This window comes from Dellaglioa sp. CoH-57-MRSF-18, from assembly GCF_056781995.1.
The window spans coordinates 82756-98942 of record NZ_JBXAXX010000005.1; the positions used below are offsets into that span (position 1 = coordinate 82756).

General features: G+C 34.7%; 15 protein-coding genes, 1 tRNA gene, 1 rRNA gene and 1 pseudogene. 5 read left to right on the plus strand and 13 right to left on the minus strand.

What is annotated here, in order from left to right; genetic code table 11:
- Window positions 1-10: 10 nt before the first annotated feature.
- The 10 genes and pseudogenes from ispE to AC1RPG_RS06480 form a co-directional block, all read right to left on the minus strand.
- Complete coding sequence (ispE, locus tag AC1RPG_RS06435) at window positions 11-865, minus strand: 4-(cytidine 5'-diphospho)-2-C-methyl-D-erythritol kinase (protein ID WP_481761794.1); 855 nt, start codon at window positions 863-865, stop codon at window positions 11-13.
- 118 nt (window positions 866-983) lie between these two features.
- A complete protein-coding gene (locus AC1RPG_RS06440) occupies window positions 984-1220 on the minus strand; it encodes a Veg family protein (RefSeq protein ID WP_409021932.1) in 237 nt (78 codons plus the stop codon).
- Window positions 1221-1312: 92 nt separating this feature from the next.
- Window positions 1313-2212 (minus strand): 16S rRNA (adenine(1518)-N(6)/adenine(1519)-N(6))-dimethyltransferase RsmA, encoded by a 900-nt coding sequence (rsmA, locus tag AC1RPG_RS06445; RefSeq protein ID WP_409021931.1) that lies wholly within the window; start codon window positions 2210-2212, stop codon window positions 1313-1315.
- Window positions 2205-2777, minus strand: a complete 573-nt coding sequence (rnmV, locus tag AC1RPG_RS06450; RefSeq protein WP_409021930.1) for a ribonuclease M5 — start codon at window positions 2775-2777, stop codon at window positions 2205-2207. The genes rsmA and rnmV overlap by 8 nt, the downstream gene beginning before the upstream one ends.
- Before the next feature lies 1 nt (window position 2778).
- The gene (locus AC1RPG_RS06455; RefSeq protein WP_481761795.1) at window positions 2779-3549 is read right to left on the minus strand and encodes a TatD family hydrolase; all 771 of its coding nucleotides are present in this window, start codon (window positions 3547-3549) and stop codon (window positions 2779-2781) included.
- 78 nt (window positions 3550-3627) lie between these two features.
- Entirely contained in the window at window positions 3628-5661 is a 2034-nt protein-coding gene (metG, locus tag AC1RPG_RS06460) for a methionine--tRNA ligase (protein WP_481761796.1), read from the minus strand.
- A 148-nt stretch (window positions 5662-5809) separates the two neighbouring features.
- Window positions 5810-6142 carry a hypothetical protein gene (locus tag AC1RPG_RS06465; RefSeq protein ID WP_409021927.1) on the minus strand — a complete coding sequence of 111 codons (333 nt, stop codon included), beginning with the start codon at window positions 6140-6142 and terminating at the stop codon, window positions 5810-5812.
- Between the two features lie 17 nt (window positions 6143-6159).
- Complete coding sequence (locus AC1RPG_RS06470) at window positions 6160-6639, minus strand: NUDIX domain-containing protein (RefSeq protein ID WP_481761797.1); 480 nt, start codon at window positions 6637-6639, stop codon at window positions 6160-6162.
- Complete coding sequence (locus AC1RPG_RS06475) at window positions 6639-7613, minus strand: IpaB/EvcA family protein (protein WP_481761798.1); 975 nt, start codon at window positions 7611-7613, stop codon at window positions 6639-6641. The genes AC1RPG_RS06470 and AC1RPG_RS06475 overlap by 1 nt, the downstream gene beginning before the upstream one ends.
- Window positions 7614-8885 (minus strand): annotated as a pseudogene (locus AC1RPG_RS06480) (hydroxymethylglutaryl-CoA reductase, degradative); the annotation flags it as partial.
- A gap of 114 nt (window positions 8886-8999) precedes the next feature.
- Between AC1RPG_RS06480 and AC1RPG_RS06485 the strand changes: the two are divergent.
- The 3 genes from AC1RPG_RS06485 (at window position 9000) to AC1RPG_RS06495 (ending at window position 11331) form a co-directional block, all read left to right on the plus strand.
- Window positions 9000-9785 (plus strand): transporter substrate-binding domain-containing protein, encoded by a 786-nt coding sequence (locus AC1RPG_RS06485; protein ID WP_481761799.1) that lies wholly within the window; start codon window positions 9000-9002, stop codon window positions 9783-9785.
- A gap of 79 nt (window positions 9786-9864) precedes the next feature.
- Entirely contained in the window at window positions 9865-10566 is a 702-nt protein-coding gene (locus AC1RPG_RS06490; RefSeq protein WP_481761800.1) for an amino acid ABC transporter permease, read from the plus strand.
- Window positions 10567-10578: 12 nt separating this feature from the next.
- Window positions 10579-11331 carry an amino acid ABC transporter ATP-binding protein gene (locus AC1RPG_RS06495; protein ID WP_481761801.1) on the plus strand — a complete coding sequence of 251 codons (753 nt, stop codon included), beginning with the start codon at window positions 10579-10581 and terminating at the stop codon, window positions 11329-11331.
- Between the two features lie 25 nt (window positions 11332-11356).
- On the opposite strand, the gene AC1RPG_RS06500 is transcribed toward AC1RPG_RS06495, so the two are convergent.
- A complete protein-coding gene (locus tag AC1RPG_RS06500; RefSeq protein WP_481761802.1) occupies window positions 11357-12274 on the minus strand; it encodes a Ppx/GppA phosphatase family protein in 918 nt (305 codons plus the stop codon).
- A 45-nt stretch (window positions 12275-12319) separates the two neighbouring features.
- Window positions 12320-13336 (minus strand): tryptophan--tRNA ligase, encoded by a 1017-nt coding sequence (trpS, locus tag AC1RPG_RS06505; protein ID WP_481761803.1) that lies wholly within the window; start codon window positions 13334-13336, stop codon window positions 12320-12322.
- Between the two features lie 341 nt (window positions 13337-13677).
- Here trpS and helD point away from each other — a divergent pair, with 341 nt between their 5' ends.
- Window positions 13678-15921, plus strand: coding sequence for an RNA polymerase recycling motor HelD (gene helD / locus AC1RPG_RS06510; protein ID WP_481761804.1), 2244 nt, complete (start codon window positions 13678-13680; stop codon window positions 15919-15921).
- 47 nt (window positions 15922-15968) lie between these two features.
- Window positions 15969-16041 (plus strand) — tRNA-Thr (locus AC1RPG_RS06515).
- Window positions 16042-16111: 70 nt separating this feature from the next.
- On the opposite strand, the gene rrf is transcribed toward AC1RPG_RS06515, so the two are convergent.
- Window positions 16112-16187 (minus strand): 5S ribosomal RNA (gene rrf, locus AC1RPG_RS06520); the annotation flags it as partial.

Genomic DNA, 16187 nt, shown 5'->3' on the forward strand with positions numbered 1-16187 from the left:
CGCAATAAAATCAACTTAACGGTCTCACTAGGTAGACCTCTTCACAGAAACCTTTTAAACTATTGTAGACGTGCTGTGCTCGACTTTTTTTACGACATATCGCAAATACAGTTGGGCCTGATCCACTCATTTCTGCTGCATCTGCCCCAAATTTTATCATTTTTTCTTTTAAACGTGTAATTTCGGGATGACGTTCAGCTGTAATCGGTTCAAGCGCATTACCTAGATTATCAATTATGGCATCCATATCGTCGTCCTCAATTGCATTCACAACGGCGTTTACATTTGGATGAGTGAGTCGCGTATAATCAATTTGTCTAATAATAGTTGGTGTTGAAACACTAATCTTAGGTTTTGCAACCACTAACCAAACAGGGGGTAAGTCTTTTAAAATAGCAATCTTCTCACCACGACCCGTTACATGAGCCGTTCTACTATAAACGCAGTAAGGCACATCAGAATCAATTTTTAAACCAATTTTTGCCAACTCTGCTAAAGATAAATTGAGTTTCCATAATTGATTCAAAGCACGTAAAACGGCTGCTGCATCTGATGAACCGCCACCTAGCCCAGCAGCAACTGGGATTTGCTTCTTGATATGTATTTGGGCACCTTTTTTAATCTGAAATTTATCCTGTAAAATTTTTGCTGCTTTATAGGCTAAATTTCGGTGATCACACGGTAAAAAACCACTATCAGTTTCCACTGTAATGTCCGTTCGATCGTCTAGCGATTTGATATGTAAGTAGTCTGCTAAATCAACTGATGTCATCACCATTCGCCATTCTTGTTCACCATCTTGATGGTTAAATGGGGTGTCTAAACTCAAGTTGATTTTAGCTGGGGCTTTTTCACGAATCTCCATGTTCTCACCTAATCCTATAAGTCCTTAATTAACTCTAATTATACTAATTATTTCTAAAAATAAAAGCCTAAGTTAAGATGTTCTAAAAACATCCCTACCTAGGCTTTTATACTTATTTTTAATCTTCAAAATCAATTTCAATATTTTTTGTTAATACGTCTGTGTAGCTATATGAAACGCGCTCGAATGAATTCTCATCTTGGTTTAAATCGACTACAAAAATAGCTGGGAATGTTTCGCGTAAAATCCCTTTACGTTCTGTAGTTTTCTTTCTACCGGCTTGAGCAACTACCGTTAAATTTTTTCCGACTTGGGCATCTAGCGTACCTTTGATGCTGGCTAAAGTTTCTGGCATGATGGGCTTCACCTTCTTATGTGAAACATCATACCATAGTTTCACAAGATTTGCAATTATACCACATCGAACATCAGTAGTTCAATAAGAAGTTAATTAAATTTCTCTTCTACTTTGATAAGATTGTTAGATAAAACAATAAATTCATGAATACTTAGTTTTTCAGCACGAATTTGAGCAGAAATTTCTGATGCATCCAATGCTGCTTGTAACGCTTCACGAATTTCTGGTGTTTTACCATAAATTGATTGTAAATTATTCCATAAACTTTTACGTCGATGTTGGAAACTTCCTTTAACTAATTTAAAGAAGACCTTTTCACTAATTGGGCGTTCAACGTCGCCTTCTTTTTGATTCAAAACAATAATAGCTGAATCAACATTAGGTTGTGGAATAAAGACGGTTCTTGGAACAACGAATGCGACTTCAGCATCCATTTCATATTGAACGGCTACCGTTAGTGATCCATATGTACGACTACCTGGATCAGCTGCAATTCGTTCTGCCACTTCTTTTTGCATCATAACAACGATTTTATCTAATTTAACCGCCGTTTCTAGTAAATGCATGATAATGGGCGTTGTAATGTAATAAGGTAAATTAGCGACTAATTTTAATGGATGCTGTCCATCAAAATGTTCTTCTACTAACGCTGGTAAATTAGCTTTTAAAATATCTTGTTCCACGATATCAACATTATCATATGGACTTAGTGTTTCGCCAAGTACAGGAATCAAATTTTGGTCAATTTCAATTGCTAAAACATGATGTGCACGTCTTGCTAATTGTTCAGTCAATGACCCAATACCAGGTCCGATTTCGATAACGTCATCTTCAGCCGTAATATCTCCGGCGTCCACAATATTCATTAGTACGTTTTTATCTGTTAAAAAATTTTGGCCTAAACTCTTTTTAAAAGTTAAACCATAAGTTTCCATAATTGCTTTAGTTCTAATAGGTGAAGCAATGTCTGGCACATCATTGTTAGCCATGTTTTTCCTCCGTTATTGTCTCGTTAATTTCTTGCAATGCGTCGACGAACTCTTCTGGTGAAATTTGAAATAGTTTCAATCGATTGTATAATTGTTTTCCATTTGTGTAACCAATTTTGAGATACTCACCTAATTTTTCACGCTTAGCTTTGGCATCCGGTCCGGCAATCAATCCTGCCGTTTGTAAATCCTCTAAGCTGATCAATGTTTCGCCATCAGGCATTTCTGTATACAAATGATCTAGCGCTTCACGAATCGCTTCAACTGAAGCATGTTCAACGCCTAAACTCCCTTTATGATCTGGGACAGCTTCACTTTTTTTCAGAAAAGCATGCTGTACATTTGGAACGCGTGCTGAAATAGTTTTACGAATTTTTTCACCAGAAAAATCAGGGTCCGTAAATACAATTACGCCTCGAGTTTCTTGCAACAGTTCAATTTGATCTAACGTTTCGTCACTAATAGCTGAGCCACGTGTTTCAATCGTATCTGCATTAACAGCTAAATGGATACGTTTTGTGTCATCGCGACCTTCAACTACGATTACTTCTCTAATTTTCTGCATATTACCCTATCCTAAATAAGTTTTCGGCATTTTTAAATGTTGCCGCTGCCATATCAATACTTGAACTCTCTCGAATTTTTGCGACAGCTTCCAAGACGTATCTTGTGTATCCTGGTTCATTGCGCTGACCTCTATAAGGTTCTGGCGTTAAATATGGTGCATCTGTTTCAATTAAAATTCGGTTGCTTGGTGTCACTTTAACGGCTTCATGAACTTCTTTAGCACTATTATAAGTCACAATACCACTATAGGATAAATGCATCCCTAAGTCTAAGAATTTCTCTGCCCATTTTGCATCACCATTAAAGCTATGCATAATGCCACCAATATCACGAATATCAGCTTCTTTCAGGATTGTATAAACATCCTCAAAGGCATCTCGATTATGAATAGAAATTGGTAATTTTAACGCCTTCGCAATCTCAACCTGACGTTTGAAAACTTTTTTCTGCGTTTCAATTGGAGACGTATCCCAATGGTAATCTAGGCCCATTTCACCCATTGCGACAACTTTTGGCGACTGTAATTGTTCTATCAAAACTTCTTCAGTCTCCGGTGTGTAGGTTTTTGCCTCTTCTGGATGCCAACCAATTATAGAATATAAATTAGGATAGCTTTTTGATAGTTCTAGTGATTTCAAAATGCTTGGTTGATCAAATCCAACAATTGCCATTTTAGTCACGTCAAATGCTTTTGCACGCTCAATAACTTCAGGAATTTCCGTTGTAAATTCATCAGAATTAATATGTGTATGTGTGTCAAATATTTCCAAGGGATACCTCTCCTTTCTAGCAGTAAAATGAAGAAGGACTAGAGCAAAACCAAGTTTTGTTTCCAGTCCTTACTTTATTTAGCCTACAATTGCGCCATTTTTAATATCTTCATCAACGGTAATTAATTTCAATTTACCATCGTATTCTACAGATAGAATCATTCCTTGGCTAATTTCGCCTTTCATCTTACGCGGTTTTAAGTTCGCAACAATCACAACTTTTTTTCCTAATAAGACATCTGTTTCAGGATAAAACTCTGCTACACCAGACAAGATTTGACGATGATCAGGATCACCAGCATCTAATCTAAATTTCAATAGTTTATCAGCATTTTGTACTTTTTCAACTTGAATAATTTCAGCAACTTTTAATTCATTTGGCTCAAATTGATCAAATGTCGTTTGAGGTAATGTTAAGTTTAGAGCCACATTTTCTGGATTCCAATCTAAAGAATCCTCTGTATCATTAACTGCCATTGCTTTACGCCCTTTCTTCTTATCTGAAACTGTCATTTGATCTTTAATATAGGCAATCTCTTCTTCAACATCTAAGCGTGGGAAAATAGGCGTTCCTTTTTCAACAACGACGCTGTCCATTGGGAAATCAGAGTAGTTTAATTCTTCAATAGCCATATCTGCCGTGTCTAAACCTAATTGTTCAAAAATTTCTTTAGGTGCATGCGTCATAATAGGTTGGATTAAGACAGCAATCACACGTAAACTAGCTGCTAAATGTACCATAACACTATCAAGTTCAGCTTTACGTGCTTCATCTTTAGCTAAAACCCATGGTTGTGTTTCATCAATATATTTATTTGTTCTAGCAACTAATTTCCAGATAGCATTTAATCCATCTGAGAATTCCATTTTATCCATTAATTCAGTATATTCCGTAATTGTATCTTCAGCTGTTTGACCTAAGTCTCCATCAAATTCAGTTACGTTACCCTTTAATGCTGGAATTTTACCACCATCGTATTTGTTAATCATCGCAACAGTTCTATTTAATAAGTTCCCTAAATCATTAGCTAAATCAAAATTAACACGTGAAACAAAGTCTTCTGGTGTGAAGACACCATCATTACCAAATGGTACAGCGCGCATTAAGTAGTAACGGAGTGCATCCAATCCATAGCGTTCTACTAACATTTCTGGATAGATAACGTTACCTTTTGATTTAGACATTTTACCGTCTTTCATTAACAACCAACCATGACCAAAAATTTGTTTTGGTAAAGGTAAATCGAGCGCCATCAAAATAATTGGCCAGTAAATCGTATGGAAACGCACGATTTCTTTACCAACCATTTGAACATCTGCAGGCCAATATTTATCAAATAGTTCAGTATCATCTGAACCATAACCCAAGGCTGTAATATAATTTGCTAAAGCGTCAATCCAAACATAAACAACATGTTTAGGGTTACTTTTAACTTTTACGCCCCAGTTAAATGTCGTTCTAGATACAGCAAGATCTTCCAAACCAGGTTTAATGAAATTATTTATCATTTCATTTTTACGTGATTCTGGTTGAATAAAATCAGGATGATCTTCATAATATTTTAGTAAACGATCTGCATATTTACTCATTTTAAAGAAATATGATTCTTCTTTAACTAATGAAACTTCGTGACCACTTGGCGCTTTACCACCAACCATTTTACCGTCATCATCACGGAAAACTTCAGCCAACTGTGATTCTGTAAAGAATTCTTCATCAGAAACAGAGTACCAGCCTTCGTATTCTCCTAAATAAATATCGCCTTGTTTAAGTAATTTATCGAAGATATATTGCACAGCTTTTTCATGTTGATCATCTGTTGTTCGAATAAATTTATCATTTGTAATTTCAAGGGTTTTCCATAATTCTTTAATATCACTAGCCATACCGTCGACATAAGCTTGTGGTGTTGTCCCTAATTCTTCAGCTTTTTGTTCGATTTTCAAACCATGTTCATCTGTTCCCGTTAAGAAGAAAACATCATATCCTTTTTGGCGTTTGTAACGTGCTAAGACGTCACACGCAATTGTTGTGTATGAATTTCCAATATGTAATTTACCAGATGGATAATAAATTGGTGTTGTTAAATAAAATGTGGGTTTTTCTGTCATTTTTTAAGACCCTTTCCGTATCGTATTTCATGTGTTTTTTAACATTCGTTCTGTATAAACTCCTTAACAGTATATCATAGTTTTCAGCCGATTTTAAGCAATAAAAAGAGACAGTCCGTGAGTTTAACATAGACTATCTCTTTTAAAATTAGCGTGCATATTTTTGAAATTGACGAATAATCATAATTTCTTTTTCAGATAGCTGTCCATCTAAAATGGTAATTAAAATCCGCCCAACCCGTCTTGGATCTTGTTTCAGTGCCGTGATACTAAACGTTATCGCCGCAACCATCAACGTTAGTAGTAACCCTTCACCTTTTGTGAAAACTGTTCCAAATAACGTTATTGGATTTCCACCAAAAAAACTAGAAAAACCAAAGTAAAACAGAATGAAGTCAAAAAACCGCTGAAAATAAGTTAGCCATTGTAATCTAGTCTTTAGATTATTTAATCGAGTAAAAATTTCACTGTGTTCAATCATTTTACAACAGTCCTTCACTATAATTTAATTTTAAAATCAACTAATTGTGAACCATTAAAATTTGTCAAATATCGATGAAATTCATCCTTTAAAATATAGGGTAACACAGGAACTAAATCAGGTGTTAGTCCGACGTTTTGCTTATTCAAAGCCCATTCAACTGGAAAGTCTGCTAAAATACCTTCTCGTGTTCTTTGTGGATATTGTTTTCCAAATGGTTGTTGTAAAGAGATATGAAATAACGCTATTGTAGCTTGATATTCGTCGTCCACTGACCATTCAAGATAACCCGTTGGTCTACATTGAGAATCGGTAATTTTGATTCCTGTTTCCTCATATAATTCACGAAGCATCCCTGCAAGTTCAGATTCTTGTGGTTCACGTTTACCACCAATTCCATTCCAAAGACCAACATATGGTTTTTTCAAACGATTTAATAATAAAATGTTGTTTCCAGCTGTGATAACAGCTAGATTATATTTTGCTAAATCAATCATTATTCAGCAGTTCTAACTATAAAGCGCATCTTAATTGTTTGCATTAATTCTAACACTGTCATATCGTACGTACGTAAAATAACCTCTTTTGAATCCGCATTTCTAGGTACTGTAATAACAAATGCATTTTGTTGATCATTCTTTTGAATACCAACATAAGCTGACGCAAAATTAACATTACTTTTAAATTCAGAATGCATAATATCAAACAATTGACGTACTTCTAATTTTAATTGACGTTCACTGAAAACTGGTGTTAACGTTGCAAACGTATTTAAGTACATTTTTGGTAATTTCCACGCTTCAAGTTGTGCATCGAAGGCTTTAAATAAGGCAACCGTTGCTCGGCGAGCTTCAAAAGGTGCACGTAAGTCATTAGATGTTAAGATTTCCAATAATTTAAGTGCAGCATCTGTTGCGATAGGGTAAAATTCTAAGAATTTTTCAGTAATTTGTTCCATATCTTCATTTTGAAAGAACACCAAAGCATCTAAAAGTGTGATTAATCGGTACATTCCCCATTCATCTGGGCCGCTACCTTCTTTAGGTTCAGCAGTCACTGTTGCCAAGATTCCTTGATAGAATAATTCTCTAATATTATCATCAATAAACCCATTTTCTTCTTGTAATCTAAAAATAGTCCCATGTAAAACCGTATCATAAAGTTGAACAGCCGTCGCATTGATTTTATCGTCGATATTAAAATCATCCGTTGTCATTTTTAACATTAATTCAGGTGCCTGATTAAGTTGCAAGAAAAAATGGAATAGTTCATGCGAAATCAAGTAATCAGGTGCTGTAATATCAGTCACATTAATAATGAAATTTCCATCTTCTAACCGAGATTCTACTTGTTGATGCTTAATAAACCCAACTTTTTCGCCACCATATTGAATTTTAATTTCTCCATCAAATTGTTCTTTAATTGTAGTAATTAAATTTTGTGTATTTTGGTGTAATGTAATCTCAACCATTTAATTATCCCCTTTTTTTCTTAATTCATTTAGTTTTTTTGTTGCAACCTCTGTATCTGGTCGATTCTCATTTTTTAATAACTCAGTTAATTGTGCCACTTCTTCGTCTACAGCGCCAACTTTAACTGCCAGTGATTTTAGTTGAAGACCCATATGTCCCTTTTGAATACCCTCAGAAACAAGTGCTTTAAGTGCCGCTAAATTTTGAGCTAACCCAACACTTGCAACCAAACTAGCAAGCTCTTTTGCTGATCGAATACCCATCATTTTTTTATTAATTTGAACCATTGGGACAATATCAATCGAACCCCCAACAACTCCTATGGGCATTGGTAATTTAATTATGCCAACTAAATTATCACTGACTATCGACCATTTCGTCAAGCCACGATACTGGCCATCTTGGCTAGCATAAGCATGAGCACCTGCTTCAACGGCACGCCAATCGTTTCCCGAAGCAATGAGAACCGCATCAATCCCATTCATAATACCTTTATTATGTGTGACGGCACGATATGGGTCAAGTTGAGCCACTCGACTTGCTGAGACAATTTTCTTAGCTATGTGTTCACCACTAATTTCTGCAGAATCTAACAACGTAAAAGGAATTGAGCAGCTTGATTCAACTAATGAATCTGTTGCGTAGTTGGATAGAATACTCATAAGGACGTCTTGTTTAAACTGTGTTTGCAGCGTTTCACCAACTGCCTCCATCATTGTATTTACACTATTAGCGCCCATTGCTTCTTGAACATCTACTGCTAAATCTACCGAAATTAGATCAGCTGCTAGTTTTCGAACTCTGACCCAACGTGCGCCACCGCCTCGTTTTACAAGTGAAGGACGAGCAGCATTCGCTATTTTAATTAAATTCAATTGTTGTTCATTAATTTGGTTGATAACGTTATCCGCATCATCAATATTTTCTAAAATAACTTGACCTATCATTAAGCGTGATTTAATTTTTGTTGTAAATCCACCCGCAGATGCAATTATTTTTGCCCCATTATTATTTGCCGCAATTACAGAAGGTTCTTCAGTTACCATTGGGACCGTCATCTTTTTTCCATCAACTAAATAATTAAACGCAATACCTTCTGGCAAGGTAAAATCTGCTATATAATTTTCAGTCATCTGATCCCCTAATTCATGATTAAGAGCATGCGTTTCTATTTCTAATTTTTCATCATCTGAAATAAGATTGTCATTTAATAAGGTTATTAATCTATCATGCCATTTTTTTTGATAAAATTTTATAAATTTTGTCATTACCTTAGTCCTTTTTGTTGTTTTTACTTTTAGTAAGAGAAATAATTGGTTTCTTAGCTTATTTTACGCTATTATAGATAGATAATATATTACTTTTAAAAAAAGGGGCGTACTAAAATGAAAAAAATATTAAGTCTTGCCAGTGTGTTATTGATTGCTCTTGCTTTAACCGCCTGCGGTAAATCGAAAGATACAGCATCCGATGTAACACAAACAAAGGGTACATTAACAATCGGATTAGAAGGTACTTACCGCCCTTATAGTTACCACGATAGTAACAATAAATTAACTGGTTTCGAAGTTGATCTTGGTAAACAATTAGCTAAAAAAATGGATTTAACGCCTAAATTTATCGAATCAAAATGGGATTCATTAGTTGCAGGATTAGATGCTAACAAATACGACGTTGTTTTAAACAACGTTGGTGTTACAAAAGAACGTCAAGATAAATACAACTTTACATCACCTTATATTTATTCAAAATCAATTTTAGTCGTCAAAAATAATAACTCTTCTATTAAAACGATTAAAGATATTAAGGGTAAAAAGATGGCACAAACGGTTACAAGTGAAAATGGAGCCGATGCTGAACGCCTTGGTGCTGATGTTGTCTCAACAGATGATTTTGCAAATACAATCAGTTTAATCCTAGATGGTCGGGCTGATGGTACCATTAACAGTAACGATGCTGTCTATTCATACTTAAAAGAAAAACCTGATACGAACATTAAAACAATTTCAACAGGTTCTGAAATTCCAGCATTAAAAGTTGCTGGCTTAATCCAACAGGACAACCCAAAATTACAAAAAGAATTAAACAAAGCACTTAAAGAATTACGTGCTGATGGCTCATTATCAAAACTATCAAAAAAATATTTTGGTAGCGACATCACAAATAAATAATTCCAAAAGGACTGGTGCAAAATCCATTTTGTCATCAGTCTTTTTTTATTAATAATAGATTAAGAGAGGTTCCGCGTTTATGAAACTTGTTATTGATTCACTCCCAACCATTTTAGAAGCTGGAATTCGCTACACTATCCCTTTGACGATAATTTCATTCGTTATCGGGATCATCATCGCAATTATCACCGCACTAGTTCGAATATCAGATATAAAAAAAGGCAGTACCTTCACCCAAATTTTAAAAGGGATTGGTAAAGCATTCTTTTCATTCTATGTTTGGATTTTCAGAGGAACGCCTTTGATTGTGCAATTATTTATCCTATTTTATGGACTACCTAGATTACCAGCACCTTATACAGTTGAATTCGGCGCATTCAGTGCCGCTGTTATTGTTTTTTCATTAAACGTTGGTGCTTATGCATCGGAAACAATTCGTGCAGCTATTCTATCAATTTCAAAAGGTCAGTGGGAAGCTGGTTACGCCATTGGTATGACACACACAACCGTGTTATTTCGCGTTATTTTACCACAAGCAGCACGGGTCTCACTTCCACCTTTATCAAATAGTTTCATTGGTTTAATAAAGGATACGTCATTAGCCTTCTCAATCACGATTGTCGAAATGTTTTCCGTTGGTCAACAAATTGCGGCAAGAACTTATGAACCTATGACCTTATACTGTGAAGTAGCGGTCGTTTATCTAGTCTTTTGCTCAATTTTAAACGTTGGTCAATATTATCTAGAAAAAAGAACATCGCGTTACATTAAAAATAACTAGGAGGTCTTAACTTTGATTAAATTTGAAAATGTTAATAAATACTTCGACCAACATAAAGTCTTAAAATCGTTGTCATTTGAATTACCAGAAAACGAAACAACCGTCATCGTTGGTCCTTCTGGTTCCGGTAAATCAACCTTATTACGCTCATTTAATTTATTAGAACAACCCGAAGAAGGTCTCTACTCATTAGATGATAAAAAGATCGACTTTACCCAACCAATCAGTGAAAAAACAATTTTGGAAGTTCGTCGTGAAACAGGTATGGTTTTCCAAGACTATAACTTATTTCCTCATTTAACTGTTTTGAAAAATGTTATGGAAGGACCCCTTCACGTTTTAAAGGAACAAAAATTAATTGTTGCACAACGCGCTGAAGAACTTTTAGAATTAGTCGGTCTTTCAGATCGTGCTAATTACTATCCAAGCCAGTTATCTGGTGGTCAACAACAACGTGTAGCTATTGCTAGAGCAATGGCAATGAATCCTAAATATTTATTATTTGATGAACCAACTTCTGCACTAGATCCTGAATTAGAAGCAGAGGTTTTAAGAGTTCTACTTAAGTTGGATATAGAAAAAAAATCAATGGTTATCGTTACTCATAATATGGCCTTTGCAAAAGCTGTTGCCAATAATATCATTTTTCTAGAAGATGGCAATATCTTATTTAATGGTTCACCAGACGAATTTTTCAATCACCCTACAGAACGCATTCAAAAATTTTTATCAGCAATGACATTCGAAGATATTTTACCAAAATAAAAAGACATCAATTTTTGATGTCTTTTTATTTACCTAATTTAGTTGTTAAATAACCTTCTCGGACACCACTTTCAGAAAAAATGACACCAACAGAATTTAAATATTGTCCCAGAACAACAACTGGTGCAATTCCACCTACAATAATATCCGCACGGTTAGAAGCTATACCACTGACTTGTGCACGCTTTTTAGTCGTCAAGCCTACCAAGTCCTCAAAAGTTAATGAAACTGCCTTACGTGACAATTGATAGCCATTAATTGCCTCCGTATTAATTAGCTTCTGTTTTTTGCGGTTTAAACGTCCAATAATTCGATTTGAGCCGCCAAGTAGTACGAGGGGCAACTCCATTGCTTCCTTCAACCACTCCAACTTTTGAAAAGCGGTCACCAAGTACTCCATTAACTGAAATAATTCTTTACTCGTAATCTGTTCATTTTTTAAATATTTTTCGGATAAAGTCACTGCACCAAATGGCAAACTCACAAGATGTACCACTTTTCGATTAACCACATGGATTAATTCACTGCTTGCGCCACCTGTATCCAAAATCAAGCAATCATGAATTGGTAAGGCTTCCATTACACCCATATAATCGTAATAAGCTTCATCATCCCCACTTAAAACTTCAATATCAGCACCAACTGCCTCTTTAATTCGACGTAAAAATTCTTTTTGATTTCGAGCCATTCGTACAGCTGCAGTGGCAATTCCATGTACAGCAACCGGTCCATAAATATCATATTGTTTTTTAAAACTAACTAAGGCTTCAATTGTCCTAGCCATCGCATGTTCCTGTAACACTCGGGATTTCCCCATCCCTTCAGATAATCGTGTTTCCGATTTTAAACGCTTAATTTCTTTAAATTGTCCATTATCAAGTTGTTCGTTAATTGATAATCGAACCGAATTTGAACCCAAATCCAATAAAACAAACTTTTCCATTATTACTCACCTCATACTAAATCAAAGAAACGTTTCACAACCGAACTAGTTAAAATAATTAATTCCAATCGCATCTCTAACTTCGTTCAATGTTTGGTTTGCAACAGCATTAGCTTTATCACTACCCGCTTTTAACATTGCATAAATGGCTTCAGGATCTTTAGCTAATTCAGCTCGTCGTTCACGAATTGGAGCTAACTCAGCTTCAAGTACTTCATTTAAATAACGTTTAATTTTAACATCGCCTAAGCCACCTGCTTGATACTGGGCCTTAAGTTCGGCAACTTTTTCAGTATCTTTATCAAAGATATCAAGATAAGTAAATACCATGTTACCCTCAACTTTACCTGGATCTTCAACATGAATATGATCTGGATCTGTATACATTGACATTACTTTCTTCTTCAATGTCTCCGCATCATCGGCAAGGAAAATCCCGTTTCCTAGTGACTTACTCATTTTTGCATTACCATCTAATCCAGGTAAACGTCCTTGCCCTTTTGGAGGGAAGACACCTTCTGGTTCAACAAGAATATCTTGTTGATAAATTGTATTAAAACTTCTAACGATTTCGCGTGTTTGTTCAATCATTGGTTCTTGATCATCGCCAACAGGTACAACTGTTGCTTTAAATGCTGTAATATCTGCAGCCTGGCTAACCGGATAAACAAAAAATCCGGCAGGAATACTGCGTTCAAAATTCTTTTGTTGAATTTCAGCTTTAACTGTAGGATTACGTTCCAAGCGAGAAACAGTTACCAAATTCAAGTAATAACTTGTTAGTTCCGTTAATGCAGGAATTTGAGATTGAACAAAAATAGTTGATTTGTTTGGATCAATACCAACCGCTAGATAATCTAACGCTACTTGAATTAAACTATTTTTAATTTTTTCCGGATCACGTGCGTTATCTGTCAAAGCTTGTTGATCAGCAATCATGATGAATATCTCATAATCACCAGAATTTTGCATTTCAACACGATTCTTTAATGAACCGATGTAGTGCCCGATATGTAGTTTCCCCGTAGGTCGATCCCCTGATAAGACTACTTTTTTTGTCATATTTACGCTCCCTTTCTATCTATAAAAAAAGTCCTATTGTTAGTAAATAACAATAGGACGACTGTCTCGTGGTACCACCTAAATTGCAGAATAAAATTCTGCCACTTACCGATAAGGAGGTTACCCAAAATTCTCATATATCCAATTCAGTCCGCCACCATACCTTCCAGCAAAATCAGTATGTCCCTGTTCTAGTTGGCGTTCCTACTTCGCAATAATCAATGAATTATCTATTAGTGTAAGTGTAGCGTGTTCAACAGAAAAAATCAAATAATATTAAATACTAGACGAATATTTCAAAAACCTTTAAACTAGGTCAATAGTACAAAGGGGGCATTAAGATGTCAGAAGAAGAAATCGAACAAAATAGAGTTGATTCAATTATTACTGAAATTAATCACCAATCTATTAAAACAGCCGAACTATGTGAAAAAGCACATAAAGAAACCTCATCAGTTGAAAAAAACTATGTAGATAATGCCAAAATCAATACTTTTGAAGTTGATGATAGAATTGAAACGAATGCCGAAGTGCAACAACAGAAACAATTGGTCGCCACGACTATCCAAACTGAAGAAATATTAGAAAAACAGGTTCATACTTTAAAACAATTAGGCGATTCACCTTATTTTGGACGTATCGACATCCAAGACGATGGCGATCCAGAACAGGAACAACTCTATATTGGTCTAGCCTCTCTAGTAGATGATCATCAAAATTTTCTAATACATGACTGGCGTGCACCTATTTCAAGTATTTATTATAACGGCGCATTGGGTCATATTTCTTATAAGACACCACAAGGAACTCAAATGACAGAATTATCCAAAAAACGTCAATTTCAAATTAAAGAAGGTAAAATCCTATCGATGTTTGATACCAATGAAACAATTGGCGATGAATTATTGCAACAAGTTTTAGGCGAACAAAGTGACACACAGATGAAAAATATTGTTTCTACAATTCAACAAGAACAAAACACAATTATTCGAGATACAACAAGTGACTTATTAGTTGTCCAGGGGGTTGCCGGAAGTGGGAAAACATCCGCTATTCTACAACGTATTGCATTTCTACTCTATCACTCAAGAACATCACTAAATGCGGATCAAATTATATTATTTTCTCCAAATCTACTTTTCAGTCACTATATTTCCGATGTACTACCTAGCCTGGGCGAAAAGAACATGAGACAAGTCACGTTAGCCGAATTCTTCTCTAATCGTTTTCAAGGATTAAAGGTTGAAACCTTATTTGAAAATTATGAGTCAAACAATAAACATGCTTCATCTGATTTAAGAGGTAATGCACTTTTAAAAAAAACAATTGAAAATTACTTAAATGCAGTAGATTCATCTGAATTAGCCTTCACAGATATCATTTATGAAGGTATCCCGTTCTTTAAAAAAGAAGAAATCGCTAATATATTTACACATCTACCACATAATATGTTGTCATCAGATAAATTTACCGCAACAAAAAATACACTAACAAAACGATTAAAAACTAGAATTGCCGAAATGGCAGAATCTGATTGGATGCGTGAAGAAATTGATTCGTTATCTGATTCTCAATATGAAACATATTTAAGTGATTATGAACGCGATGAATTTGATAGTATTGATAAAGAAATATCATATATTGGTACCATTATATTAAAAGATCGCTTTAATATTGTATATGATGCGATTTACAATAATTATTTTATTGATATTTATGAGCAATATGCTAAATTCCTTGAAATTACAATTTCAATAGAAGAAAAAAAATCATTCCAATCAAACTTAGAGCTTCATAAAATCACGTTATTAGATGCCACACCACTACTATTGCTACGAGACTTACTAACGGGTGATGGTCAAAATAGAAATATCGAACATCTTTTTATTGATGAAATTCAAGATTACTCTCCGCTGCAACTCTTATATTTAAAAAATTGTTTTCCTAACGCTAAATTAACACTTTTAGGAGATAGTGAGCAAGCTTTATTCTATGATTTAATCTTACCAGCTAAATTTTTAGAAAATTTAAATCATATTTTACAAGTTAAAAAAACTAATTTAATTATTTTAAATAAAAGTTACCGATCAACATTTGAAATTACTAATTTTGCAAAATCATTGCTACCAGACGGAAATAGCATTGAATCATTCACACGTCATGGCGAATTACCTAAAATATACTTTAGTAAAACCCGGGCTTCTGCACTAGCATCTTTAATAGCCCTAATTAAAAATGGTGATACTAATAACCAACCAGTAACTATCATCACTAAAAATTTGGCTGAATGTAAATTACTATATAGTGAACTCAGATCATTAGTAAAATTAACAATGGTTACAGATGGCGACAGAAAAATTCCAGAAGAAACAATAATATTACCTATTTATTTAGCTAAAGGCTTGGAATTTGATTCTGTTATTGCTTTTGATATTTCAAAAAAAAATTATATTTCAAAAAATGATCTTGGTACCCTTTATACTCTTTGTTCACGAGCAATGCATACCTTAACTATCTTTTCCATTGAGTCACTATCTCCGTTGCTTACGAATTCCATAAATAATTCTAGTGTTTTGATTGTTTAAATTTAGGTTGATTTATTTTTAATATTACTATAGACTTTTATAGTAATGCCGCTTTAGCTCAGTAGGTAGAGTATCACCATGGTAAGGTGGGGGTCACCGGTTCAAATCCGGTAAGCGGCTTTTTATTTTACAATCGCATAAAAAAAGGACATTAACAATTATGTTAATGTCCTTTTTTTATTTATTATTAGCATGGCAACGTCCTACCCTCGCAGGGGGCGACCCCCAACTACTCTTGGCGCTAAGAAGCTTAACTTCTGTGTTCG